The sequence below is a fragment of the Geodermatophilus sp. SYSU D01105 genome, from assembly GCF_054050095.1.
This window is the reverse complement of sequence record NZ_JBJGYR010000007.1, coordinates 186,255-209,342: the sequence shown is the minus strand read 5'-3', so window position 1 is coordinate 209,342 and position 23,088 is coordinate 186,255. Positions and strand designations below refer to the sequence as shown.

Sequence of the window (23,088 nt, the reverse complement as noted above, 5' to 3'; positions counted from 1 at the left end):
GCCGCATGGGAGCTCTCGACGACTTCAACGCCGAGCCTGCCGACCGCGCCGTCCAGCGCCTGCGGGCCTGCAACGACGCACCGCACTTCGCCGCGGAGATCGCTGCCGGGCGGCCCTATCCGGACGTCGAGACGCTGGTGGCCCGCGCCGAGCAGGTGGCCCGCGGGCTGCCGTGGGCGGAGGTGGCCCTCGCCCTGGCCGCGCACCCGCGGATCGGCGACCGGCCGGAGGGCTCCTCCCCCGGGGCCGAGGCCTCCCGCCGGGAGCAGGGCGCGATGGCCGGGGCGGACGACGCCACGCGGACCGCCCTGGCCGAGGGCAACCGGGAGTACGAGGAGCGCTTCGGTCACGTGTTCCTGGTCCGCGCCGCCGGCCGCAGCCCCGGGGAGATGCTGGGCGAGCTGCGCCGCCGGCTGGGCAACGACGAGGAGGCCGAGCGGGCCGAGGTGACCGAGCAGCTGGCGCAGATCACGGCGCTGCGGGTGCGGGAGCTCGTCTCATGAGCGTCTCGACGCACGTCCTCGACGCGGGGCTGGGGCGCCCGGCGATGGGCATCGCCGTCCGGTTGTTCGCCGGCGGGGAGCTGCTCGCCGAGGGGGTCACCGACGACGACGGCCGCTGCCGGCTGGTGGAGGGCGCGACCGGCCTCGGGACCCACCGGCTGGAGTTCGCCACCGGACCGTGGTTCGCCGAGCAGGGGCGGGACACCTTCTACCCGGAGGTGGTCCTCACCTTCGCCGTCTCCGAGCCCGGGGAGCACCACCACGTGCCGCTGCTGCTGGCACCGTTCGCCTACTCGACCTACCGCGGGAGCTGAACCGCCCAGGAGGTGCCATGGCGGAGGTCGAGCTGATCGGGGTCCCGTTCGACGGGTACGGGCGGCCGGGCCGGGCGGGTCGCCGCGGCGCTGGGGTGACCGCGCGTCATCCGCACGCAACGTCCCACGTGCAACAGTGCCGCCCATGGCGATCCGGCTCGGCCCGAACCAGTACGGCAAGGCGGAGGTGCGGGTGGTCGCGGTCGACCGCAGCAGCCCGCGGCACACCCTGGTCGACCTGAACGTGAGCACCAGCCTGCGCGGGGACTTCACCGCCGCGCACACCGCCGGCGACAACGCCCACGTGCTCACCACCGACACGCAGAAGAACACCGTGTTCGCCTTCGCCCGCGACGGGGTCGGCGCGATCGAGTCGTTCGGGCTGCGGCTGGCCCGGCACTTCGCCGGTGCCCACCCGTGGATCACCGGGGCCCGGGTGGCGATCGACTCCTCCGGGTGGGACCGGATCGTCGTCGGCGGGCAGCCGCACGACCACGCGTTCCGGCGGGACGGCGGCGAGGTCCGGACGGCGGTGGTGACCGTGGACGGGGACGACGTGCACGTGCTCGCCGGGCTGCGCGACCTCGTCGTCCTCAAGACCACCGGCTCGGAGTTCCGGGGTTTCCCGCGCGACCGGTACACGACGCTGGCCGAGACCCGGGAGCGGATCCTCGCCACGGCGGTGACCGCGCGCTGGCGGTACACGAGCGCCGACCCGGACTTCGACGCGGCCTTCGCCGGGGTCCGGGCGACGCTGCTGGAGACCTTCGCCGCGACCCACTCCCTGGCCCTGCAGCAGACGCTGTACGCGATGGGCGAGGCGGTGCTCGAGCGGTACCCGGAGGTGGCCGAGGTGCGGATGTCGATGCCGAACAGGCACCACTTCCTGCAGGACCTCTCGGTCTTCGGGCTGGACAACCCCGGCGTCGTCTACCACGCCGACGACCGTCCCTACGGGCTCATCGAGGGCACCGTCCTGCGCGACGACGTCCCCCCGGCCGAGGCGGCCTGGCGGGGGACGCCGGGCTTCTGCTGACGCCGTGACCGGGCGGTTCGACTGGTTCGCCGACTGGGTGGCCGACCAGGTGCTGCTGACGCTGACGGCGGTGCGCGGGCCGAGGGTCGAGGACCTCCTCGCCGCCCTGGACGCCGGCGAGCTCGACCGGGGCGGGTGCACGCTGGGCGAGGCCCTGGAGCTGGACCGGCCCGCCGTCCGGGTCGGGACGGCGCAGGGCTGGCTGTACGCCGTGGAGGCCTCGACGGTGCGGGGCGGCGACCCCGCCCTGCTGGAGCGGCTGACCGCTCGCGGCGGAGAGGCCGTGGCCCTCTGCGTCACCGCGGCGGTCAGGTCCTGCCTGCACGCGCGGGACGGCGTCTACGTGACCGGCTTCGACGTCGCCATCCCGGAGTTCCGGTGGGGCCGGGAGCCGCACGCCCTGGACGACGTGCTGACCGGGATCGGGCTGCTGCACGAGGGCGGGCCGCTCGAGGAGGGCAGGCCGCGGCCGGCCGCGGCGTGCGCGGACCTCGTCGAGCGCCGCTTCGGCCTGACGATCACCCGGGAGGGACTCGAGGGCCGGCTGCCCTGCGCGACGCTCTACGACTGAGCCGTCGCCCTACGACCGAGCCGTCGCCGCCGCCTCGACCCCGATGCCGCCCAACAGCACGTCGGCGTGGATGCGCAGGTCGGCGCCGCGCTCGTCGTCGGTGCGGGTCAGCCCGGCTCCCTGCTCCATGCCGATCCCGCCGACGCCGCGGAAGGACCACCACACCCGCCAGTCGGAGGGGACGCGCACGCCGAGCCCGCCCATCAGCGCCCGCACGGTGAGGTCGACGCCGCCGGGGACACGGGGCACCCCGGTGAGGTCGAGCTCGCCGCCGCCCATGACCAGGTCGATCCGCACCCGCGAGAGCTCGGGGTTGGTCGGCCTCAGCTCCAGCCCGCCGACGGCGACCACCCGGCGGATGCCCGCGGTGCTCTCGTCACCCTCGTTCCTGCGGCGGGCGACCAGCCGGCCGGTGACGGCCACCACCGCCTGGAACGCCCACCAGGCGAGCAGCCAGGGCAGCACCGTGCGGACGGCGGGGGGCAGGCGGCGCGACGTCGTCATGACCCCACCCTGCCCGGCTCCCCGGGGCGCTGCCCAGAGGCGCTCCTGCGAGGATCGCGCGGTGAGCGAGCGCGAGACGCTGACCTACGAGCTGTTCGGGACCGCCGCCCGCGAGCTGGCCGAGCAGGTCGCCGCCGACGGCTACGAGCCCGACCTCATCCTCTCCATCGCCCGCGGCGGGCTGTTCCTCGGCGGCGCGCTGGGCTACGCGCTCGACGTCAAGAACCTGTTCGTGATGAACGTCGAGTTCTACACCGGCGTCGACGAGCGCCTGGAGCTGCCGGTGGTGCTGCCGCCGACGCTGGACGTCGTCGACCTGACCGGCGCGAACGTGCTGGTCGCCGACGACGTGGCCGACACCGGCAAGACGCTCGAACTGGTCCGCGACTTCTGCGCCGGCTACGTCGCCGAGGTCCGGACGGCGGTGGTCTACGAGAAGCCGCAGTCGGTGGTGCGCTGCGACTACGTGTGGCGCCGCACCGACCGGTGGATCGACTTCCCCTGGTCGACCCTCCCGCCGGTCCGAACGCGCAGCAGCCGCCCGGCCCGCTGAACGGCCCCGTCGCGAGCCCGCGAGTGGTGGGGGCAGGGGCGGCCCCGTCCAGAGGCTCGCCGCGAGCCTGCGAGCGGTGAGGAGGACGGGGTCCCCCATCGCACCTGGCCCCGTCCAGAGGCTCGCCGCGAGCCTGCGAGCGGTGAGGAGGACGGGGTCCCCCATCGCACCTGGCCCCGTCCAGAGGCTCGCCGCGAGCCCGCGAGCGGTGAGGAGGACGGGGACCCCCATCGCACCTGGCCCCGTCCAGAGGCTCGCCGCGAGCCTGCGAGCGGTGAGGAGGACGGGGTCCCCCATCGCACCTGGCCCCGTCCAGAGGCTCGCCGCGAGCCCGCGAGCGGTGAGGAGGACGGGGTCCTTCTAGTAGCGGAAGCGGCCCACCGAGGCGCTGAGCGCGGCGGCCATCCGGGCCACCTCGTCCATCGCCGTCCGCGCGTCGGTCATCGCGCTCGTGGTGGCCCCGGCGGCGCCGGCGACCGAGGCGATGTTCTCGGCGATCTGGCCGGCCGAGGTCGCTGCCTCGGCGACGTTGCGGTTCATCTCCGTGGTGGTCGCCGTCTGCTCCTCGACGGCGGCGGCGATGGTGCCCTGCGAGTCGTTGATCAGGCCGATGATCCGGGAGATCTCCCCGATCGCGCGGACGGCGCCGGAGGTGTCGCCCTGGATGGCCTCGACCCGGGCGGTGATGTCCTGGGTGGCCTTGGCCGTCTCCTGGGCCAGCTCCTTGACCTCGTTGGCCACCACCGCGAAGCCCTTGCCGGCCTCCCCGGCCCGGGCGGCCTCGATGGTCGCGTTGAGGGCCAGCAGGTTGGTCTGCTCGGCGATCGCGGTGATCACCTGCACGACCCCGGCGATCTCGGCCGAGGACTCCCCCAGCTTGCTCACGGTCGCGTTCGTCGCATCGGCGACCTGCACCGCCTGCCCGGCGACCCGGGCCACCTCGCTGGCGTTGCGGGCGATCTCCCGGATGGAGGCACCCATCTGCTCCGAGCCCGCGGCGACGGTCTGCACGTTGACCGACACCTGGCCGGCCGCCTCGGCCACGACCCCGCTCTGCACCGAGGACGCGTCCGCCAGCCGGGTCATGTCCTGCGCGGTCGCGGACAGCTCCTCGGTCGCGGAGGCCAGCGTCGTCGAGGTGTCCCCGATGGTGGCCAGGACGGCTCGCACGTTCGCCATCGAGGCCTCCAGCGCGGCCGCCATCCGGCCCACCTCGTCGCGGCTGGTCACGCCGGCCGAGCCGCGCAGGTCGCCGTCCGCCATGCCCGTGACGACGGCCTCGACGCGGCGCAGCGGCCCGACGACCGACCGGGTCACGACCCAGCCGAGGGCACCCAGCACGAGCACCCCGGCGACAGCGACCACGACGGAGAGGGTGATGGCCGTCGTCCGCTGGTCGGCGCTCTGCGCGGCGGCCTCCGCCGCCTCGCGGCCGACGGCCTCGCCCACGGCGGGCAGGTCCTCCTCCAGGACGGCGAACGCCTCGGCGAACTGCGGGTACGCGGCCCGGGCCGCGACCGGGTCGGCGCCGGCCAGCGTGACGATCCGGTCGGCGGCGACCAGGTAGGCCTCGACCTCGGGCGTCACCTCCTCGACGGCCGCGGCGACAGCCGGCTCCAGCCCGGAGTCCGCCACCGCCGCCAGCACCTCGCGGAAGGTGCCGGCGTGGTCGGCCAGGTCGGCGACGGCCGCGCGGTGCTCGGGCCCGCCGGCGGCCAGCAGCGCGGACAGGACGTCGCCGCGGACGGCGTCGTGCATCATGTCCGCCTCCAGCGCCGCGCCGGTGGCCGAGGTGGTGACGAGCAGCTCGTCGGCACGCTCGCCGGTGGCGGACAGCGCCTGCACCGCGATGACCGCGAAGACGGCGAGGACGACGGCGCCGGCGGCGACGAGGGCCGCGAGCTTGACGCCGAGGGGACGGTCGGACCAGAGGCTGCGCGCCATCGGGCACTCCTGCGCACCAGGGATCGGCGCGGAGGTGCGCGCCGTTGCCCGCTGCTTCGGCCGGACGGTGGAGCGACTACAGCGCAACTGCTCCAGGTTTCATGGACGTGGCCGAACCGTGACCTGTCTCACACCCGCAGCCGGTAGAAGCGGAAGAAGTCGTTCTCGATCGGCAGGACCTCCACGCCGGCGAACCCCGCCTCCCGCGCGTACCGCTCCAGGGTGGCCGGCCGCATCACCGTGCCGGTGCCGACCGAGGGCCGGGTGGACCGCCCGTCGGGCAGGCAGCAGAGGAGGCTGTAGCCGTACATCAGCCGCTCGACGTCGTCGCCGGGCGCGGTGAACTCCTCGGCCACCCGCTCGTCGACGACCAGCACGGTGCCGTCGGGCCGCGCCAGCCGCCGCATCGCGCCGAGGACGGCGACCGGGTCGGGCATGTCGTGGACGCACTCGAACGCCGTCACCAGGTCGTACGCGCCGGGCTCGCCGGCCGCTGACCCGGCGTCGACGGAGGTGAACCGCACCCGGTCGGCCACGCCGGCCTCCTCGGCGTTGCGCCGCGCCTGCTCGACGGAGGGCTCGTCGATGTCGAAGCCCTCGACCCGGGCCCGCGGGTACGCCCGGGCGATCCCGATGGCCGACCAGCCCATGCCGCAGCCGACGTCGGCGACCCGGCCGCCGGCCCGCAGCGCGGCGTCGACCTCCGGGAGCGAGCGGAGGTCCTCGGTGGCCATCGGGCCGAGGAAGTACGGGCGGTTCGCGTCGCCCTGCGCCTCGCGGGCGTCGCGGCCCATCCCCGCCCAGCTCAGCCCGGCGCCGGTGCGGTAGGCCTCGCGCAGCCGGGGCACGTTCCGCACGAACGCCATCGCCACGCGGGCGAACGGCGGCATGTAGGAGAGGTCCAGCTCGTCGACCAGCACGCCGCGGTACTCCGCCGGCAGGGCGTACCGCCGGGCGTCGGGCTCGGCCCGGACGTCGTCGACGGTGAGGATCCCCGCCACCGCCTGCTGCTCGAGCCACTCCCGGGCGTAGCGGGCGTCGGAGCCGGTCCGGTCGGCGAGCTCGGGCGCGGTGGCGGGGGCCTCGGCCAGGGCGCGGTACCAGCCCAGCGCCACGCCGAGGTCGACGGCGGCGAGCTCGAGGGTGGCGGTCACCCCGGCGAGGATGCGTCCGGCGAGGTCGTCGGCGGTGCCCGCGGGCGGGGTCTCGGTCGTCGTCATGCCCCCGGACCGTGGCCCGCGGGGCGGCGATCCGACCAGGGCCCTCCGACCCCGTCCGTCACCTCGAGCTGCGGGTGGAGACGGTGACGGTGAACCGGCGGTCGGAGGCCACCACCCGGGTCGGGCCCACCAGGCGGCGCAGCGCCGCCCGGTGCGGGAGCCGGTTGTTGTAGACGGTCCACAGCTCGCCGCCGGGCCGCAGCACCCGGCCGGCGGCGGCGAACAGCCGGTCGGCGGCGCCGGTCACCACGGCGGCGCCGAGGTGGAAGGGCGGGTTGCAGACCACCAGGTCGACGCTCCCGTCGAGCACGGTGGACGCCGCGTCGTCCCGGGTCACCCGCACCCGGTCGGCCACCCCGTTGGCCGCGGCCGTCGCCGTGGCCGAGGCGACCGCGGCCGCGGACTGGTCGCTGGCGTCGACGACGAGCCCCGGCCGGGCCAGCGCCAGCGCCGTGGCGAGGACGCCGGTGCCGCAGCCCAGGTCCAGCGCGGTGCGCGCGTCGGGGGCGGCGTCGGCCAGGGCGGCGAGCAGGGCGCGGGTGCCGACGTCGACCCGCGTCCCGGCGAAGGCCGCGCCGTGCGCGCAGACGGTGAGGCCCAGGTCGGCGTGCACCTGCCGGCGGGGGAAGGACGGCGCGACGCCCGGCCGCGGGCCGCGGGCGACGAGCACCCGGGACTTCTGCCGGGCGAGCGTCGCGCGCACCTCGGTGAAGCCGACCCCCAGGACGTCGTTCATCGCCAGCGTCATGTGCTTGACCCGCCCGCCGACGAGGACGGTGACCTCCGGGTCGGCCGCCGCCGCGACCAGCTCGGTGAGCTCGCGCAGCGCGTCGAGCGACTTCGGCGCCTTGGCCAGCACCATCCGGGCGCCGTCCACCAGCTCGAGAGCGAGCGGCAGGGAGCGGTACGTGCCGGAGAGGCCGGTGCGATCGGCGTTGCGGGCCAGGGCCAGCTCGCCGACCAGCAGGTCCTGGTGCACGCGGACGTCGCGGGCGCCGGCGCCCACCGCCCCGAGGGTCAGCGCGCCGTGCGAGTCGTCGACCACGACCACCCGGCCGGGGCCGGCCGCCGGGATCGCCTCACCGGCCTCGGCGAGCAGCAGCCGGTCGGTGGCGTCGACGGCGACCAGGTCCGGCGCCTCGACGTCGGGCTCGCGTCGCAGCTGCGCGAACAGCTCCTCGCGCGGGATCGCAGGCATCGGAAGCGCCACCGCCGTCTCGGGACCGGATACGACGGTAGAGCTTCCGATACCGCGACTCCGCTTCGGACGCCGGGGAGGCCGACCCGCGGGGAACGGCGGCTGGATGCGGTTGCCGTTGACCGCGTGCACCTCGGGGACGTGCGGCAGCGGGTCGGGACGGCCGGGCAGGGCGTCCTCGGGTGACACCGGCTGGGTCCTGGACCGGGAGAACAGCATGCTCCGAGCCCACGCGCGCAGGGCAGGCGCCCGACCCGGACGGCGGGGACCGCGGCCCGGCGGCAGGATCGACCCGGAGCAGCACCGAGCCGGGAGGAGCACCGATGGCCGGGACGACGCGCGAGTGGCACCTGGCCGCCCGCCCGCACGGCGAGCCGACGCCGGAGGACTTCCGGTTGGTCGAGGTGCCGGTGCCCGACCCCGCCGAGGGGCAGGTCGTCGTCCGCATGGTGGCGATGTCGGTCGACCCGTACATGCGCGGCCGGATGCGCTCGACGCCGTCCTACGCGCCGCCCTGGGAGGTGGGCGAGGTGATGCGGGGCGGTGCGGTCGGCCGGGTGGTCGCCTCCCGCGCACCCGACCTGCCCGAGGGCGCCCTCGTGCTCACCGACGCGGCGTGGCGGGAGGTCGCCGTCCTGGACGCCGGTGCGGTCACCCGGCTGCCGTCGCTGACCGACGTCCCGCCGTCGTGGTTCCTCGGCGTGCTCGGCATGCCGGGCCTCACCGCGTACACCGGGCTGTTCCGGATCGCCGGGTTCACCACCGGGGAGGACGTCTACGTCTCCGCCGCCGCGGGTGCCGTGGGCAGCCTGGTGGGGCAGTTCGCCCGGCTGCGCGGCGCCAGACGGGTCGTGGGCAGCGCCGGGAGCCCGGCCAAGGTCGCCTGGCTCACCGGTGAGCTCGGCTTCACCGCCGCCTTCGACCACCACGACGGCCCGGTGGCGCTCTCGCTGGCCGAGGCCGCACCCGGCGGCATCGACGTCTTCTTCGACAACGTCGGCGGCGCGCACCTGGAGGCCGCGATCGGGGTGCTGCGGGTGCACGGGCGGGCGGCGCTGTGCGGGTCGATCTCCGGCTACAACGCCGTCGAGCCGCCGCCCGGCCCGCGCAACCTGGGGCTGATGGTCGGCAAGCGGCTGACGCTGCGCGGCTTCCTGGTCGGTGACCACGCCGACCTGCGGGAGGAGTTCACCGAGACGGTGTCGGGCTGGCTGCGGTCGGGTGAGCTCGTCGTCCGGGAGACCGTCTACGAGGGGATCGAGAGCGCCGTCCCGGCGTTCCTGGACCTGCTGCGCGGGGCCAACACCGGGAAGATGGTCGTCCGGCTGGCACCCGACCCCGACTGAGCCCGCGGGGTTCGGGGCAGTCTGGTGCGCATGTGGCTCTTCCTGACCCGCCGCTTCCGCATGTGGCTGGTGCTCTCCGTCGTCGTCCCGCTGACCTCCGGCCTGCTGCGCCGGGCCGGCCGCGCCCTGGAGCGGCGCACCGGCTCCACCCCGGTGAGCCGCACGCTGCTGCGCGCCGGTGACCTGGGTGACCGCGCCCGCGCCACGCTCCGTGGCGGGCGCCGCCGCTGGCGCCGGTGACGGCCGGCCCCGCCCTCGACTCCGTCCTGCCGCCCGGGCCGCTGCGGGCGCTGGCGGTGTTCTGCCACGGCGGCACTGTGGCCAGCCTCGAGCCGCCGCGGGAGCGGGCGCTGTCCCTGCTGCGGATGCGGGCGATCGAGCAGTTCGTCCGCGCGTCGTCCGCGGAGCAGGGGGTCGGCACGTACCTGGTCCGCTACCGGGTGGCCGGCTGGAACGCCGAGGCGGCCGACGCCTACGCCGACGTCCGCTGGACCCTCGACGAGCTGCGGGCCCGCCACGGCGAGGACGTCCCGGTGGTGCTGGTCGGCCACTCGATGGGCGGCCGAGCGGTGCTGCGCGCCGGCGGGGACCCGTCGGTGCGGGCGGTGTGCGCGCTGGCCCCGTGGACCCCGCCCGGCGAGCCGGTGGAGCACCTGCGCGACCGGACCGTGGCGGTGCTGCACGGGCGGGGAGACCGCTGGGTGCCGGCGGCGCTGTCGGCGGAGTTCGCCGTCCGGGCCCGGGACGCCGGCGCCCGGATCGCCCGGTTCACCATCGCCGGCGGCCACAGCATGGTGCGGCGCGCGCCGGTCTGGCACGCGTTCGTGCGGGACGTCGTCCTGGCCGGGGCGGAGCTGGCGCCGTGGCGGGCGGACCTGCGCGCGGCGCTGGAGCAGTCGGAGCTGGCCGTTCCGCTGTGAGTGGTCGGGGCCCGCTCGCGGCCGGCGCCGGCCTCCCGCCCGTGACTGCCGGGTCGGCCTCGCGCCGCACACGAGACGGGTCCCCGGCAGGCGGCTGAGCGCCGGGTGGGCCCGCGGCCCGCCCCCGCGTCCTGTCCCCGCCGCGCGGCCGCGACCGCCGCCGCGACCTCCTCCCGACAGGACCCCGTGCCCACCACACCCACCCCATGCCTCGACCCTCGACGACCGGTCCGGTCGTCCGCGTCCAGCCCGCGGCCGGGCCGAGGCGCTCGGCGCGGAGCTGGTCCGCGTCCACGACGACCTGCGGGCGCAGTTGCGGGACCTGCAGGCCGCGGCCGCGCCGCGCCCGACGGCCGCCGTCCGCTGCCGGCGCACTGCCCGGCCTTCTGCACGGCCCTCACCCGCCACCACACCGGGGAGGACGCCGGCGCCTCCCCCGCGCTCGCCGCGGCGTTCCCCGAGCTGCGCCCGGTGCTGGAGGAGATGGCCGAGGACCACGCGATGATCTCCGGCATCGTGCTGCGGATCGAGCAGCTCGCCGGAGAGCTGGCCGCGGGCACCGGCGGCTGGCCGGGGAGCTCGACGGCCTGGCCGCGATCATGGAGTCGCACTTCGCTCGCGTTCGAGGAGCGCCGCATCCGCGAGGCCCTCGACACGCTCGACGGCTCCGCGGCGGACTCGCTCGGCGCCTGAGTGGTGACGCGCTCCGGCCCGGGTAGGTCCGCTGCGTGGAAGAACTGCTCGCCGAGGTCGTGGGCGTCCTGGTCACGGTCGTGGAGGCCTGTGGCGCCGCCGTCATCATCATCGGGGCGGTGTGGGCCTTCGTCCGGTTCCTCTGGGTGGGCCTGCGCGACCGGAGCGCGGCGGCCTTCGTCCCGGTACGGCTCACCCTCGGCCGGTTCCTCGCTCTCGGCCTGGAGTTCCAGCTGGCCAGCGACGTCCTCCGGACGGCGGTGGCGCCCAGCTTCCGGGAGCTCGGACAGCTGGCCGCGGTGGCGGCCATCCGGACGGCGCTGAACTACTTCCTCGGCAGGGAGATCGCCGAGGAACGCCGGCAGGTCGCCGAGGACCAGGGCCGGGGGACCGTCGACCCCGCCGACCAGCACCAGGGGCGGACGGTGTGATCGAACAGGTGACCGGCGTGGCAGCGACCGCGGTCGTCGCCGCTGCGCTGGTCTGCGGGGTCCTCGCGCTGGCGGTGACCCGCCGGCCACCGCTGGCCCTCACCGTGTTCCTGGACCTGCTCCTGGCCGCCGGCCTGCTGCGCCTGGCCGGCGACCCGAGCTGGCAGGCCCTCGCCGTCGCGGCCGCCGTCGTCGCCCTCCGGCGGGTCGTGGGGGCGGGACTGCGCACGGCGCGGCGCGCCTGGTCGGGCCGGCCCCCATCCCCCGGCCGGCGACGGCTGCCACCCCTGGGACAACTGGTCCGGCCCGCCTGGCGCGCCTGAGCGGAGTGCGAGGGGGCGAGGATCCCTCGCCCCTCGCACTCCGCTGCAGGCTCAGGAGAACAGCGCGCTGTAGCCGTTGAGCGCCGGCTGGCCGCCGAGGTGGGCGTAGAGCACGGTGGACGACGGGTCGATCTCGCGCCGGCCGACGAGGTCGATCGTCGCGGCCATCGACTTCCCCTCGTACACCGGGTCGGTGACCATGCCCTCCGTGCGGGCGGCCAGCTCCATCGCGCGGATCGTCGTCTCGTCGGGGATGCCGTAGACGCCGGCGTGGTAGCGCTCGTCGAGCTCGACGTCGTCGCGGGTGAGCTCCCGGCGCAGGCCGATCCGCGAGCCGGTGCGCTGGGCGATGCGCAGCACCTGGTCCCGGGTCTCCGCGGGCTTGGCCGAGGCGTCGATGCCGAGCACCCGCCGCGGCCGGGCGCCGTCCTCCTCCAGCTTGGCGAAGCCCGCCACCATCCCGGCCTGCGTCGAGCCGGTCACCGAGCAGACGACGACGGTGTCGAAGAAGACCCCGAGCTCGGCCTCCTGCGCGGCCACCTCCTCCGCCCAGCCGGCGAAGCCCAGCCCGCCCAGGGGGTGGTCGCTCGCCCCGGCCGGGATCGCGTAGGGCCTGCCGCCGTCGGCCTCGATCCCGGCGAGCGCGGCCTCCCAGCTCTCCTTGAACCCGATGCCGAACCCGGCCTTGACCAGCCGGACGTCGGCCCCGGCCAGCCGGCTGATCAGGATGTTGCCGACCTTGTCGTAGACGGCGTCGGGCCAGTCGACCCAGCTCTCCTGCACGAGCACGCACCTCAGCCCGACCCGCGCGGCGACCGCGGCCACCTGGCGGGTGTGGTTGCTCTGGACGCCGCCGATCGAGACCAGCGTGTCGCAGCCCTGCGCCAGCGCGTCGGCCACGAGGTACTCGAGCTTGCGGGTCTTGTTGCCGCCGAAGGCGATGCCGGAGTTCACGTCCTCCCGCTTGGCCCACACCGCGGCACCGCCGAGGTGCTCGGTGAGCCGGTCGAGCCGGTGCACCGGCGACGGGCCGAACAGCAGCGGGTAGCGGGGGAAGTCAGCGAGGGTCGACATCGGGCTCCTCCAGTTCGGACAGCAGCGCCGTCCAGATCTCGGTGGTCGTGGCGACGGCGGCGTCGACGTCGGAGGCCGCACAGGCGGCGATCAGGCGGTCGTGCAGGACGACGGACTCCCGGCCGTGCGCCGCGGCGAAGCGGGCCCGCTCCAGCCGGCGGACGGCGGGGGTGTAGCGGTCGATGGTCGCGGCGACGGCGGCATTGCCGCAGCGGGCGACCGGGACGGCGTGCAGCTCGTCGTCGGCGGCCAGCGCCGCGTCGACGTCCCCGGCCGCGACCGCGGCGGCGAAGCGCTCGTTGGCCGCCCGCATGGCGGCGACGTCGTCCGGGGTCGTGACCGGCACCGCCTCGCGGACCGCCAGCTCGTGCATCGCCCGGACGACGGCGGCGGCATCGCGGACGTCCCGCACCCGCAGCGGCGTCACCCGCGTGTGGCTCTGCGGCTTGGCCTCGACCAGGCCCTCGTCGGCCAGCCGGGCCAGCGCCGCGCGCACCGGGGCGACCGACAGCCCGAGGCGAGCGGCCAGCTCGGCGTCCTTGACCACCGCCCCGGGCGCGAGGTCGCCGGAGACGATCGCCTCCCGGATGCGCACGAGGGCGACGTCGCGCAGCAGCACGCGGCCGACCGGAGCGAGGGACACAACTGACATCTCAGATGTCAAATGCCGCCGCGTCAAGGCCGGGACGCTGCGGTCCTCGGCAGGAACGCACCTCGTGGCCGGCGACGGGCGCCGCGACCATCGACGGTGTGATCGACGACTGGAGCACGCCGCCCTCCGAGGCTGCCGCCCACTTCGCCCGGCGGCTCGCCGTGGAGACCGACGTCAGCGACGTCTCGGCGGCGCTGGGTTCCGGGACGCCGGGGTTCGTGCTGCTCGACAGCCGCAGCCGCGAGGCGTGGGAGCAGGGGCACGTCCCGGGCGCGGTGCACCTGCCCGGCCGGGAGATCGCCGACCGGGCGCCGGCCGAGCTGGACCGGTCCGTCCCGGTGGTCACCTACTGCTGGGGCCCGGGCTGCAACGGGGCCACCCGCGCCGCGCTGGCACTGGCGCAGCTCGGCTTCCGGGTGCGGGAGATGATCGGCGGCTTCGAGTACTGGGCCCGCGAGGGCCTGCCGGTGGAGACCGCCGCCGGCGTCTCGCGGGCCGTCGTCGACCCGCTCACCGCGCCGGCGGGGGCCCGCTGCGGCTGCTGATCAGCCGAGCGCCGGGGGCGGGTCGCCGGAGAGGCGCGCCCAGAGCAGCTCGTCGTGCTCGACCCCGTCGCCGTAGCGGTAGGAGCGGCGCAGCCGGCCCTCGAGGCTGAAGCCCGCCTTCTCCGCGACCCGTGCCGAGGCGGCGTTCTCCACGGCGTGGCACAGCTCCACCCGGTCGATGCCGAGGGCGGGGAAGGCCCAGCGACAGGCGGCGTCGACCGCGACGGGGGCCACGCCACGCCCCCGCGCCGCGGGCACGGTCCAGTAGCCGACCTCCGCGTCGCCCTGGCCGCGATCGATGGAGTGCAGGGACACCGAGGCGAGCAGCGCGCCCGCGGGATCGACGACGGCCCACGCGGCGCGGTCCTCGAGGGTCGGGTCCATCCGCACCCGCACCATCAGGGCGGCATCCTCCCTCGACACGGTGCCCGCCCCGCTCCACAGCCGGCAGGCCGGGTCCTGCAGGGCGGCGAACACTGCAGGGACGTCGTCCTCCCGCCAGGGCCGCAGGCGCAGCGCACCGGCGGCCAGCTCATCGGGGATCACGGGAGGGCATCGTGCCCCACGGCCCCGAGCGGAGTGCCAGGGGCGCGTCCTCCGCGCCGTGGGACTCCGCTGCCCCTTCAGGCGGGGACGGAGACGCCCACGCCGCCGCGGGTGTGCGCGCCGTACCGGGCGATCTCCCGGTCCAGGTCCAGCGGCGAGGTCATGGCGGCGCCCTCCATGAGCTCGGGGGTGATGAACTCGGCCGGCAGCAGCCAGGAGACCTCGAACTCCAGGCCGTCCGGGTCGTGGGCGTACAGGGCCTTGGTGGTCACGTGGTCGGACATCCCGACCAGCGCCCCGGCCTGCAGCAGCGCGTCGCGGATCCGGGCGAGCTCGGCGAGCGTGTCGACCTCCCAGGCCAGGTGGTACAGGCCGACGGTGCGGCGGCCGGCCTCGGACGCGCCGGCGCCCGCGCCGATCTGGAACAGGCCCAGGTCGTGGTCGTTGCTCGACCCCTCGGCCTGCAGGAACACCGCGGCGCCGGGGATCTCCATCTTCACCCGGAAGCCGAGCACGTCGCGGTAGAAGGCGTGGCTGCGGGCGACGTCGCGGACGTAGAGGACGGCGTGGTTGAGGCGCTGGACGGGCATGGTCGGGCTCCTGTCTCCGGTCGGACTGGGGCCAGTCTGCGCGGCTTTGCTTGAGAATTCAAGTATCTGTTCCGCCTCCCCGGGTAGGGGCGGGCCATGGACCACTCGCGCGTACCCGTCCTCGAGGCCCTGCAGGAGTTCCGCCGCCGGGGGGACGTCGTCTACGGCCCGCCCGGCCACAAGCAGGGCCGCGGCGCCGACCCGCGGGTGGTCGAGGTGGTCGGCGAGGGCGTGTTCGCCTCCGACGTCCTCTCGCTCAACGGGCTCGACGACCGGCGCGAGTCGCAGGCGATCACCACCCAGGCCGAGGACCTCATGGCCGACGCCGTCGACGCCGACAAGGCCTTCTTCTCCACCTGCGGCAGCTCGCTGTCGGTGAAGAGCGCGATGATCTCGGTCGCCGGTCCGGGCGAGGAGCTGCTGGTCAGCCGCAACGCGCACAAGTCGGTGGTGGCCGGGCTGATCATCAGCGGCATCCGGCCGGTGTGGGTGCACCCGCACGTCGACCCCGAGCGGCACCTGGCCCACCCGCCGGAGCCGGAGGACGTCCGCCGGGCGCTGGCCCGGCACCCCGACGCCAAGGGGATGCTGCTGATCACCCCGACCGACTGGGGCACCTGCGCCGACATCGCCGGCGTCGCGGAGGCCTGCCACGAGCGCGACCTGCCGCTCATCGTCGACGAGGCCTGGGGCGCGCACCTGCCGTTCCACCCCGACCTGCCGGCCTGGGGCATGGACGCCGGGGCGGACGTCGTCGTGACCAGCGTGCACAAGATGGGCGGGGCGATCGAGCAGAGCTCGGTGTTCCACCTCAAGGGCCAGCGGGTCGACCCGGACGTGCTCAAGCAGCGGGAGGACCTGCTCGGCACCACCAGCTCCTCGGCGCTGGTCTACCTCACCCTCGACGGCTGGCGGCGGCAGATGGTCGAGCAGGGCCGCGACCTGCTGGGGACGGCGATCGCCCGGGCGCTGCGGGTGCGGGAGGACGTGGCGGCCATGCCGGGCCTGGAGGTCATGGGCCGCGAGGTCATCGGCACCGGCGGCGCCTTCGACCTCGACCCGCTGGCGATCACCATCGACGTCCGGGGGCTGGGCATCACCGGCTTCCAGGCCGGCGACTGGCTGCGGGCCGCCTGCCACGTGGACCTGGGCTCGGCCGACACCTTCCGGGTCAACGCCCGGCTCACCCACGCCGACGACGACGAGACCGAGAAGGTGCTGGTCGACGCCCTGTGGGCGCTCGTCGACGCCGCCCCGTCGATGGAGCGCCCGCCGCGGGTGGACCTCCCCTCGCCGCCCGCCCTCGAGCTCGAGCAGGCCATGACCCCGCGGGAGGCCTTCTTCGCCCGCGCCGAGCAGGTCCCGGCGGCCGAGGCGGTCGGCCGGGTCGCCGCGGAGATGGTCAGCCCCTACCCGCCGGGAGTGCCGGTGCTGGCGCCCGGCGAGCGGATCGGTCAGGAGGTCGTCGACTACCTGACCAGCGGCGTCCGGGCCGGGATGCTCGTCCCGGACGCGGCGGACCCGTCGATGGAGACCCTCCGCGTCGTCTCATGAGCCCCGGGGCAGGCGCACGGTGACCGGTGCGGTCGACGTCGTCGTCCCGGTGTCGCTGCGCTTCCTCCTGCCGGGACGGGACCGGCACCGGGGCGTCCGGCGGATGCGGTTCGACCCGGACGCCACGATCGGCCACGTCGTCCAGGCCGCCGGGGTGCCGCTGACCGAGGTCGGCGGCCTCCGGGTCGACGGGACCCCCGCCGGCGCCACCGAGCGGACGCGGCCGGGGAGCACCGTGGAGGTGTCGGAGGCCGCCCGGCCGCAGCCGCTGCCGCCGGGTGGCTTCCTGCTGGACGTCGGGCTGGGCGCGCTGGCCCGCCGGCTGCGGCTGCTCGGGCTGGACGCCGCGTGGTCCAACGACGCCGACGACCCCGACCTCGTGGCCCGCGCGGCGGCGGAGGAGCGCGTCCTGCTCACCCAGGACCGCGGCCTGCTGATGCGGCGGGCGCTGCCCTCCGGGGCCCTGGTGCGCGGCGCCCGACCCGACGACCAGCTCGCCGACGTCCTCGACCGGTTCGCTCCCCCGCTGGCGCCGCTGACCCGGTGCACCGCCTGCGGCGCCCTGTTGCAGCCGGTCGCCAAGGCGGAGATCGCCGACCGGCTGCCGCCGGGGACGCGGCGGACCCACGACGAGTTCTCCCGCTGCCCGGCCTGCGGCCGCGTCTACTGGCGCGGCGCGCACGCCCGCCGGATCGGGGCGGTCGTCGCGGCGGCGGAGCGGCGGGGTGCCGGCACCGCGTAGGACAGCCTCACCTCGGCCCCCGGGGGCCACACGTTGGCCCCGGCGTGTCACCCGCGGCGGGCACAGGGAGGAGCGCCCACCCACCCGCTCCACCGCTGCGAGGCCGCCGTGTACCTCTCGAAGACCGAGGCCGCCGTCCTGCCCACCACCCTCGTCGGCGTCCCCAGACCGGCCCGCGACACGAGCGGCCGGCGGCGCATCTGGCCGCTGCTGGGCCCGGCCTTCGTCGCCGCGGTGGCCTACGTCGACCCGGGCAACTTCGCGACCAACTTCTCCGGCGGCGCCTCGTTCGGCTACACGCTGCTGTGGGTGATCGTGGCGGCCAACCTCATGGCGATGCTGATCCAGAGCCTCACCGCCAAGCTCGGCCTGGCGACCGGACGGGACCTCGCCACGCTCTGCCGCGAGCAGCTGCCGCGCCCGGTGACGCGGGGCCTGTGGCTGCAGGCCGAGGCGGTCGCCATCGCCACCGACCTGGCCGAGATCGTCGGCGGCGCGGTCGCGCTGTACCTGCTCTTCGGGGTGCCGCTGCCGATCGGCGGGGTCATCACCGCCGTCGTGGCGTTCGTGCTGCTGGCCGCGCAGTCCCGCGGGCACCGGCCCTTCGAGCGGGTGATCGCCGGGCTGCTGCTGGTGATCGGCCTGGGCTTCGGCTACACGCTGGTGGGCTCCGGCGTCGACGCCGGCGGGGTCGCGGGCGGCCTGGTGCCGTCGTTCTCCGGGTCGGAGAGCCTGCTGCTGGCCACCGGGATCCTGGGCGCGACGGTGATGCCGCACGTCATCTACGTGCACTCCGCGCTCACCCCGGGCCGCTACGGCGACGTGGTCACCGCCGGGCGCACCGCGTCCGGCCGCCGCCGGCTGCTGAAGGCCCAGCGGATCGACGTCCTGGTGGCGATGGGGCTGGCCGGGCTGGTCAACGCCGCGATGCTGGTGATCGCCGCGCAGCTGTTCACCGCCGACGACGGCATCGCCTCGCTGGAGAGCGTGCACGCGGGGCTGGGCGACCAGCTCGGCACCGGAGCCGCCCTGGCCTTCGCCCTCGCGCTGCTCGCCTCGGGTTTCGCCTCCTCGTCGGTCGGCACCCACGCCGGCCAGGTGGTCATGGCCGGCTTCCTGCGCCGGCACATCCCGGTGCTCGCCCGCCGGCTGATCACCCTGGCGCCGGCCCTGGCGGTGCTCGTCCTCGGCGGCGACCCGACGACGGCGCTGGTCTGGTCGCAGGTGGTGCTCTCCTTCGGCATCCCGTTCGCCCTGGTGCCGCTGCTGTGGCTGACCGCCCGTCGCTCGGTCATGGGCAACTGGGTCAACCGGCCGGTCACCACGATCGCCGGTGCGGTCGTCGCCGCGCTGATCATCGGCCTGAACGCCCACCTGCTGCTGGGCTTCGTCCTCGGGTGAAGGACACCCCCTGCCCCCCACCGCGAGCCTGCGAGCGGCGGGGAGCAGGGGGCCGGGCGCCATGATCACGGGGGCACCGGCGGACGGGGGACACCGGCGGACGGCGGCAGCGGCGGAGCGGGCTAGGCTGGCACCACAACCGAACACACACAGCAGGGGAGCGCTTCGGCGCTGAGAGTGCGGGATCCCGCAGACCCTCGAACCTGATCCGGGTCATGCCGGCGCAGGGAGTCTGGAGGAAGTCATGGCCGAGCAGGCCGTCCGTCCGTCGTCGACTGCGCCCACCGGGGCGCGTGCGCGCTGGCGCACCGTCGACATCGTCGTCACCGCCGTCCTGGGCGTCGCCTTCGGCGTCGTCTTCTGGGCCTGGGGCCTGCTGTGGGCGGGCACGGGCACGGCCTTCGCCGCCTTCCCGCCCGCGCAGGCGTTCATGTACGGCGTCTGGCTCATCCCCGCCGTGCTCGCCCCGCTGGTGGTGCGCAAGCCCGGCGCCGGCCTGTTCGCCGAGCTGGTCGCCGCGATCGTCTCCGCGCTCCTCGGCTCGGCGTGGGGGACGACGACGATCGTCTACGGCCTGCTGCAGGGCCTGGCCGGCGAGGCGGGGTTCGCCGTCGCCCGGTACCGCCGCTTCGGCTGGCCGCAGGCGCTGCTGTCCGCGGCGCTGGCCGGCGCGATGGCCGCCGTCCTCGACCTCGTCTACTACTACCCGGACTGGACCGCGGGCTGGAAGACGACCTACGTGGCGCTGGTCGTGGCCAGCACCGCCGTCATCGCCGGGCTCGGCAGCACGGCGCTGACCCGCGCGCTGGCCGCCAGCGGTGCGCTCTCGGCGTTCGCCTCCGGCCGCACCCGGGTCTGACGCTGACCGGTGGTGCCCCGGCCGCCGTCCGGCTGGCCGGGTGGGGCTTCCGGCACGCCACCCGGCGGGCCTGGGCGGTCCGGGACGTCGACCTGGTGGTCGCGCCCGGTGAGCGGGTGCTGCTCACCGGAGCCTCCGGGTCGGGCAAGTCCACGCTGCTGCGGGCGCTGGGCGGGCTGCTGGAGCCCGAGAGCGGGGATGCCGTCGGCGAGCTGACCGTCGACGGGCAGCCGCCCGACCGGCGGCGGCAGCGCGTCGGCATGGTCTTCCAGGACCCCGACTCGCAGCTGGTCATGACCCGCGCCGGGGACGACGTCGCCTTCGGGCTGGAGAACGTCGGCACCCCGCCGGCCGCGATCGGGCCGGCCGTGGACGCCGCCCTGGCCGCGGTCGGTTTCGACCTCGGCCGGGACCGGGCGACCGGCGCCCTCTCGGGCGGGCAGAAGCAGCGGCTGGTGCTGGCCGGCGCGCTCGCCCCCCGTCCCGGCCTGCTGCTCCTCGACGAGCCCACCGCCCAGCTGGACCCGGACGGCGCCGAGCTGGTGCGCGGCGCGGTCTCCCGGGCCGTCGCCGACCGGAGCGCCACGCTGGTGGTCGTCGACCACGACGCCGCGTCCTGGCTGCCGCTGGTCGACCGCGTCGTCGAGCTGCGGGCGGGCGGCGGCGTGGTGGAGCACGGTCCGGGGTGGGCCCCTGCTCCGCTGCGCCTCCCCGACCGGCGCGCGCACCCCGCCGGGGCGGTGCTGCTGACGGCGGAGGCGGCCGGCTACACCCACCGCGGCGCGGCCACCCCGGCGCTGCCGCCGGCCGACGCCGTCCTCCGGGCGGGCCGGACCCTGGCCGTCACCGGTCCCAACGGCACCGGCAAGTCCACGCTGGCGCTGCTGCTGGCCGGCCTGCGGGCACCCACGACCGGCCGGGTCACCGCTGGGCCGGCGCTCACGGCGGGGCTGCGGCGCCCGGACCGGCCGCCGTCCCGCTGGCGGGCCGGCGAGCTGGTCGCCCGGGTCGGCACCGTCTTCCAGCACCCGGAGCACCAGTTCCTCACCGGCCGGGTGCGCGACGAGCTCTCGCTCGGCCCGCTGCGTGCCGGCGCCGGCGAGGGTGCGGCCCACCGGCGCGCCGACGAGCTGCTGGAGCGGCTCGGCCTGGCGCCGCTGGCCGACGCCAACCCCTTCACCCTCTCCGGCGGGCAGCAGCGGCGGCTGTCGGTCGCCACCGCGCTGGCCACCGGGCCCCCGGTCCTGGTGCTCGACGAGCCGACCTTCGGCCAGGACAGGGACACCTGGTCGGAACTCGTGGCCCTCCTGGCCGAGCAGCAGGACGGCGACCGCGCCCTGTGCCTGGTGACCCACGACGCCGACGTCGTCGCCGCACTGGCCGACGACGTCCTGAGCCTCGGGGTCCCGGTGGCGGTCCCGTGACCCCGCCGCTCGCCCTCGGCCCGGTGCGCCCGGTCCCGCTGTCGGCGGTGAACCCGGTCGCCCAGCTGGGCGCCATCGCCGTCCTCACGGTCGTGCTGCTGGTCAGCGGCGACCTGGTCACCCCGGCGGTGGTGCTCGCGGCCGAGCTCGCGCTGCTGCCGGCCGCCGGGCTCACCACGCCCCGGGAGGTCCTCCGCCGGACCTGGCCGCTGCTGCTCAGTGCGGCCGGGGTCGCCTGGGTCAACGTCGCCTTCGGCGCGGCCGACGGCGCGACGGCCTGGCTAAGCGGCGCCACCTGGGGCCTGCGGGTCATCGCGCTGGCGCTGCCCGGGATCCTGCTCGTGGCCTCCACCGACCCGGTCCGGCTGGCCGACGCGCTCACCCTGCACTGGCGCGTGCCGACGCGGTTCGCCTACGGCGCCCTGGCCGCGCTGCGCCTGGTCCCGCTGCTGGCCGCGGAGTGGGAGACCATCCGGCTGGCCCGGCGGGCCCGGGGTGTCGACGCGGGGGCGAACCCGGCGGCCCGGGCCCGGCTGCTCGCCGGCACGGCGTTCGCCCTGCTGGTGGCGGCGATCCGGCGCGGCACCCGGCTGGCGACGGCGATGGACGCCCGCGGGTTCGACTCCGGCGTCCCCCGCTCCAACGCCCGCGGCTCGGTGCTGCGCGCCCGCGACGGCTGGTTCGTCGCCGGCGCGGTCGCCGTCTGCGCCGCCGCCGTGGCGCTGAGCGTGACCACCGGGGCCTGGGACCCGCTGCTCGGCTGAGGCCCCGGGGCCGTCAGGCCGCGGGCACCGGGCGGCGGGACCGGCCGGGCAGCACGAGGTTGAGGACGACGGCGACCACGGCCGCGACGACGATCCCCGAGTCGAACAGCGCCCCCCACTCGCCGGTGACGCGGTCCACGGCGTCCGGCGCGGCGGCGATCCCCCGGCCCAGGCCCACCGAGAGCGCCACGATCAGCAGCCCGCGGGTGTCCAGGCCGTCCTTGCTCAGCAGCTGCACGCCGATCGCGCACACCATGCCGAACAGGACCAGCACGCCCCCGCCGAGCACCGCCGGCGGGATCGCGGCCAGCACCGCCGCGACCTGCGGGAGCAGGGACAGCCCGACGAGGACGAGCGCGCCGATGGTCACCACGTGTCGGCTCATCTGCCTGGTGAGGGCGACCAGGCCGATGTTCTGGCTGAACATCGTCGTCGGCAGGGCGCCGAACACCCCGCCGAGGACGGCGCTGCCGCCCTCGGCCAGGATGCCGCCGCGCAGCTCGCGGGCGGTGGCCGGGCGCCCCGCCCCGCCCTCGGTCACCGCGTGGACGGTGCCCACCGAGTCGACCATGTTGACCACGCCGACGACGGCCATCGAGAGCACCGCGACGAGCGGGAAGGACACCCCGAACTCGAACGGGGTGGGCACGGCCACCAGCGGCCGGTCGCCGACGCCGGAGAGGTCCAGCAGGCCCAGCGGGATCGCGACCAGGTAGCCGACGACGACGGCGACGAGCACCGAGGCCGTGCACAGCAGCCCGCGGCAGAACTGGTTGAGGACCACGGTCAGCACGAGCACGAGCGCGGCGACGCCCAGGTCCACCGGCGAGCCGAAGTCGGGTGACCCCACGCCACCGGCGGCCAGGTTGACGCCGCTGGGCAGCAGTCCCAGCCCGATCACCAGGATGATCGTCCCGGTCACCACGGGCGGGAAGAGGAACGCGATGCGGTGGATGCCCAGGGCGATCGCCACCTGGACGGCGGCGGTCACCAGCACCCCGCCCAGGACGGCGGACAGCCCGTACTCCCCCGCGAGCGGGACGGCGACGGCGATGAACGCGAAGCCCGAGCCCATCATCAGGGGCAGCCGGCTGCCGACCGGGCCGATGCCGACGGTCTGCAGGAGGGTGGCCAGCCCCGCGCACAGCAGCGCGGCCTGGACCAGCAGGACCGCCTCGCCGGTCGTCGCGCCGATGACGCCGGCCAGGAGGATCGCCGGCGTGAGGTTCGACGTGAACATCGCCAGGACGTGCTGCAGCCCGAGCGGCACCGCGACGGTCCACGGCGGGCGGGCATCGGGGTCGGCGCGGTCGTGGGCCGGGGCGGTCGTCGGCTCGGTGGTGGTCATCGGGACTCCTGGGGCTGGGCGTCGGTCCGCCAG

Annotated in this window: 27 protein-coding genes and 1 riboswitch; of the genes, 18 read left to right on the top strand and 9 right to left on the bottom strand. The window is 76.1% G+C overall.

Going from position 1 to position 23,088, the window contains the following annotated elements:
- Positions 1–5 precede the first annotated feature (5 nt).
- From uraD to ACI79I_RS08965, 4 genes are all read left to right on the top strand, one after another.
- Positions 6–503, top strand: coding sequence for a 2-oxo-4-hydroxy-4-carboxy-5-ureidoimidazoline decarboxylase (gene uraD, locus ACI79I_RS08980; RefSeq protein WP_456991965.1), 498 nt, complete (start codon positions 6–8; stop codon positions 501–503).
- Positions 500–817 (top strand): hydroxyisourate hydrolase, encoded by a 318-nt coding sequence (gene uraH, locus ACI79I_RS08975; RefSeq protein WP_456991964.1) that lies wholly within the window; start codon positions 500–502, stop codon positions 815–817. Before uraD ends, uraH begins: the two co-directional genes overlap by 4 nt.
- Positions 818–962: 145 nt before the next feature.
- Positions 963–1,853, top strand: a complete 891-nt coding sequence (gene pucL / locus ACI79I_RS08970) for a factor-independent urate hydroxylase (RefSeq protein ID WP_456991962.1) — start codon at positions 963–965, stop codon at positions 1,851–1,853.
- A gap of 4 nt (positions 1,854–1,857) precedes the next feature.
- The gene (locus ACI79I_RS08965; RefSeq protein WP_456991961.1) at positions 1,858–2,424 is read left to right on the top strand and encodes a DUF6461 domain-containing protein; all 567 of its coding nucleotides are present in this window, start codon (positions 1,858–1,860) and stop codon (positions 2,422–2,424) included.
- A gap of 9 nt (positions 2,425–2,433) precedes the next feature.
- Here the strand turns inward: ACI79I_RS08965 and ACI79I_RS08960 are convergent, their stop codons facing one another.
- Positions 2,434–2,928 (bottom strand): hypothetical protein, encoded by a 495-nt coding sequence (locus tag ACI79I_RS08960; protein WP_456991960.1) that lies wholly within the window; start codon positions 2,926–2,928, stop codon positions 2,434–2,436.
- 61 nt (positions 2,929–2,989) lie between these two features.
- Between ACI79I_RS08960 and ACI79I_RS08955 the strand changes: the two genes are divergently transcribed.
- Positions 2,990–3,481, top strand: a complete 492-nt coding sequence (locus ACI79I_RS08955) for a phosphoribosyltransferase (RefSeq protein ID WP_456991959.1) — start codon at positions 2,990–2,992, stop codon at positions 3,479–3,481.
- 360 nt (positions 3,482–3,841) lie between these two features.
- On the opposite strand, the gene ACI79I_RS08950 is transcribed toward ACI79I_RS08955, so the two are convergent.
- The 3 genes from ACI79I_RS08950 to ACI79I_RS08940 form a co-directional block, all read right to left on the bottom strand.
- Positions 3,842–5,425 (bottom strand): methyl-accepting chemotaxis protein, encoded by a 1,584-nt coding sequence (locus ACI79I_RS08950; RefSeq protein WP_456991958.1) that lies wholly within the window; start codon positions 5,423–5,425, stop codon positions 3,842–3,844.
- Positions 5,426–5,553: 128 nt separating this feature from the next.
- Positions 5,554–6,645, bottom strand: a complete 1,092-nt coding sequence (locus ACI79I_RS08945; protein WP_456991957.1) for a class I SAM-dependent methyltransferase — start codon at positions 6,643–6,645, stop codon at positions 5,554–5,556.
- Between the two features lie 58 nt (positions 6,646–6,703).
- The gene (locus ACI79I_RS08940; RefSeq protein WP_456991956.1) at positions 6,704–7,843 is read right to left on the bottom strand and encodes a class I SAM-dependent methyltransferase; all 1,140 of its coding nucleotides are present in this window, start codon (positions 7,841–7,843) and stop codon (positions 6,704–6,706) included.
- A gap of 323 nt (positions 7,844–8,166) precedes the next feature.
- On the opposite strand from ACI79I_RS08940, the gene ACI79I_RS08935 reads away from it, so the two are divergent.
- From ACI79I_RS08935 to ACI79I_RS08910, 6 genes are all read left to right on the top strand, one after another.
- Positions 8,167–9,189: an NADP-dependent oxidoreductase gene (locus tag ACI79I_RS08935; protein WP_456991955.1), complete on the top strand. Its 1,023-nt coding sequence runs from the start codon at positions 8,167–8,169 to the stop codon at positions 9,187–9,189.
- A gap of 30 nt (positions 9,190–9,219) precedes the next feature.
- A complete protein-coding gene (locus tag ACI79I_RS08930; RefSeq protein WP_456991954.1) occupies positions 9,220–9,429 on the top strand; it encodes a hypothetical protein in 210 nt (69 codons plus the stop codon).
- Positions 9,426–10,109 (top strand): alpha/beta fold hydrolase, encoded by a 684-nt coding sequence (locus ACI79I_RS08925; protein WP_456991953.1) that lies wholly within the window; start codon positions 9,426–9,428, stop codon positions 10,107–10,109. The genes ACI79I_RS08930 and ACI79I_RS08925 overlap by 4 nt, the downstream gene beginning before the upstream one ends.
- A gap of 471 nt (positions 10,110–10,580) precedes the next feature.
- The gene (locus ACI79I_RS08920; protein WP_456991952.1) at positions 10,581–10,802 is read left to right on the top strand and encodes a hypothetical protein; all 222 of its coding nucleotides are present in this window, start codon (positions 10,581–10,583) and stop codon (positions 10,800–10,802) included.
- A gap of 35 nt (positions 10,803–10,837) precedes the next feature.
- Complete coding sequence (locus ACI79I_RS08915) at positions 10,838–11,233, top strand: DUF1622 domain-containing protein (RefSeq protein WP_456991951.1); 396 nt, start codon at positions 10,838–10,840, stop codon at positions 11,231–11,233.
- A gap of 17 nt (positions 11,234–11,250) precedes the next feature.
- On the top strand, positions 11,251–11,556 hold the full coding sequence (locus ACI79I_RS08910; protein ID WP_456991950.1) for a hypothetical protein: 306 nt from the start codon (positions 11,251–11,253) through the stop codon (positions 11,554–11,556).
- 51 nt (positions 11,557–11,607) lie between these two features.
- Here the strand turns inward: ACI79I_RS08910 and ACI79I_RS08905 are convergent, their stop codons facing one another.
- Together ACI79I_RS08905 and ACI79I_RS08900 are read right to left on the bottom strand one after the other, a co-directional pair.
- Positions 11,608–12,630, bottom strand: a complete 1,023-nt coding sequence (locus ACI79I_RS08905; protein ID WP_456991949.1) for a 1-aminocyclopropane-1-carboxylate deaminase — start codon at positions 12,628–12,630, stop codon at positions 11,608–11,610.
- The gene (locus tag ACI79I_RS08900; protein WP_456991948.1) at positions 12,614–13,273 is read right to left on the bottom strand and encodes a GntR family transcriptional regulator; all 660 of its coding nucleotides are present in this window, start codon (positions 13,271–13,273) and stop codon (positions 12,614–12,616) included. Before ACI79I_RS08900 ends, ACI79I_RS08905 begins: the two co-directional genes overlap by 17 nt.
- A 107-nt stretch (positions 13,274–13,380) precedes the next feature.
- Here ACI79I_RS08900 and ACI79I_RS08895 point away from each other — a divergent pair, with 107 nt between their 5' ends.
- Complete coding sequence (locus ACI79I_RS08895) at positions 13,381–13,827, top strand: rhodanese-like domain-containing protein (RefSeq protein ID WP_456991947.1); 447 nt, start codon at positions 13,381–13,383, stop codon at positions 13,825–13,827.
- Here ACI79I_RS08895 and ACI79I_RS08890 read toward each other — a convergent pair whose 3' ends face one another.
- Positions 13,828–14,373 carry a GNAT family N-acetyltransferase gene (locus ACI79I_RS08890; protein WP_456991946.1) on the bottom strand — a complete coding sequence of 182 codons (546 nt, stop codon included), beginning with the start codon at positions 14,371–14,373 and terminating at the stop codon, positions 13,828–13,830.
- Positions 14,374–14,450: 77 nt separating this feature from the next.
- The gene (locus ACI79I_RS08885; RefSeq protein ID WP_456991945.1) at positions 14,451–14,963 is read right to left on the bottom strand and encodes a VOC family protein; all 513 of its coding nucleotides are present in this window, start codon (positions 14,961–14,963) and stop codon (positions 14,451–14,453) included.
- Between the two features lie 96 nt (positions 14,964–15,059).
- On the opposite strand from ACI79I_RS08885, the gene ACI79I_RS08880 reads away from it, so the two are divergent.
- The 6 genes from ACI79I_RS08880 to ACI79I_RS08855 all read left to right on the top strand — a co-directional run bounded on the left by ACI79I_RS08880 (position 15,060) and on the right by ACI79I_RS08855 (position 21,707).
- Positions 15,060–16,517, top strand: coding sequence for an aminotransferase class I/II-fold pyridoxal phosphate-dependent enzyme (locus ACI79I_RS08880; protein ID WP_456991944.1), 1,458 nt, complete (start codon positions 15,060–15,062; stop codon positions 16,515–16,517).
- 19 nt (positions 16,518–16,536) lie between these two features.
- Positions 16,537–17,259 carry a Mut7-C RNAse domain-containing protein gene (locus ACI79I_RS08875; RefSeq protein ID WP_456991943.1) on the top strand — a complete coding sequence of 241 codons (723 nt, stop codon included), beginning with the start codon at positions 16,537–16,539 and terminating at the stop codon, positions 17,257–17,259.
- 108 nt (positions 17,260–17,367) lie between these two features.
- Positions 17,368–18,660 (top strand): Nramp family divalent metal transporter, encoded by a 1,293-nt coding sequence (locus ACI79I_RS08870; protein ID WP_456991942.1) that lies wholly within the window; start codon positions 17,368–17,370, stop codon positions 18,658–18,660.
- Between the two features lie 144 nt (positions 18,661–18,804).
- Positions 18,805–18,908, top strand: a riboswitch (TPP riboswitch).
- Complete coding sequence (locus ACI79I_RS08865; RefSeq protein WP_456991941.1) at positions 18,905–19,519, top strand: ECF transporter S component; 615 nt, start codon at positions 18,905–18,907, stop codon at positions 19,517–19,519. Its footprint overlaps the riboswitch before it by 4 nt.
- 32 nt (positions 19,520–19,551) lie before the next feature.
- Entirely contained in the window at positions 19,552–20,943 is a 1,392-nt protein-coding gene (locus tag ACI79I_RS08860; RefSeq protein ID WP_456991998.1) for an ABC transporter ATP-binding protein, read from the top strand.
- Complete coding sequence (locus tag ACI79I_RS08855) at positions 20,940–21,707, top strand: energy-coupling factor transporter transmembrane component T family protein (RefSeq protein WP_456991940.1); 768 nt, start codon at positions 20,940–20,942, stop codon at positions 21,705–21,707. The genes ACI79I_RS08860 and ACI79I_RS08855 overlap by 4 nt, the downstream gene beginning before the upstream one ends.
- A gap of 13 nt (positions 21,708–21,720) precedes the next feature.
- On the opposite strand, the gene ACI79I_RS08850 is transcribed toward ACI79I_RS08855, so the two are convergent.
- Positions 21,721–23,055, bottom strand: coding sequence for a uracil-xanthine permease family protein (locus ACI79I_RS08850; protein WP_456991939.1), 1,335 nt, complete (start codon positions 23,053–23,055; stop codon positions 21,721–21,723).
- Positions 23,056–23,088 lie beyond the last annotated feature (33 nt).

Coding starts and splice junctions, on each gene's coding strand:
- ACI79I_RS08905 (WP_456991949.1), bottom strand. CDS start 12,630: ATGTCGACCCTCGCTGACTTCCCCCGCTACCCGCTGCTGTTCGGCCCG.
- ACI79I_RS08885 (WP_456991945.1), bottom strand. CDS start 14,963: ATGCCCGTCCAGCGCCTCAACCACGCCGTCCTCTACGTCCGCGACGTC.
- ACI79I_RS08950 (WP_456991958.1), bottom strand. CDS start 5,425: ATGGCGCGCAGCCTCTGGTCCGACCGTCCCCTCGGCGTCAAGCTCGCG.
- ACI79I_RS08945 (WP_456991957.1), bottom strand. CDS start 6,645: ATGACGACGACCGAGACCCCGCCCGCGGGCACCGCCGACGACCTCGCC.
- uraD (WP_456991965.1), top strand. CDS start 6: ATGGGAGCTCTCGACGACTTCAACGCCGAGCCTGCCGACCGCGCCGTC.
- ACI79I_RS08940 (WP_456991956.1), bottom strand. CDS start 7,843: ATGCCTGCGATCCCGCGCGAGGAGCTGTTCGCGCAGCTGCGACGCGAG.
- ACI79I_RS08880 (WP_456991944.1), top strand. CDS start 15,060: ATGGACCACTCGCGCGTACCCGTCCTCGAGGCCCTGCAGGAGTTCCGC.
- ACI79I_RS08850 (WP_456991939.1), bottom strand. CDS start 23,055: ATGACCACCACCGAGCCGACGACCGCCCCGGCCCACGACCGCGCCGAC.
- ACI79I_RS08865 (WP_456991941.1), top strand. CDS start 18,905: ATGGCCGAGCAGGCCGTCCGTCCGTCGTCGACTGCGCCCACCGGGGCG.
- ACI79I_RS08930 (WP_456991954.1), top strand. CDS start 9,220: ATGTGGCTCTTCCTGACCCGCCGCTTCCGCATGTGGCTGGTGCTCTCC.
- pucL (WP_456991962.1), top strand. CDS start 963: ATGGCGATCCGGCTCGGCCCGAACCAGTACGGCAAGGCGGAGGTGCGG.
- uraH (WP_456991964.1), top strand. CDS start 500: ATGAGCGTCTCGACGCACGTCCTCGACGCGGGGCTGGGGCGCCCGGCG.
- ACI79I_RS08935 (WP_456991955.1), top strand. CDS start 8,167: ATGGCCGGGACGACGCGCGAGTGGCACCTGGCCGCCCGCCCGCACGGC.
- ACI79I_RS08960 (WP_456991960.1), bottom strand. CDS start 2,928: ATGACGACGTCGCGCCGCCTGCCCCCCGCCGTCCGCACGGTGCTGCCC.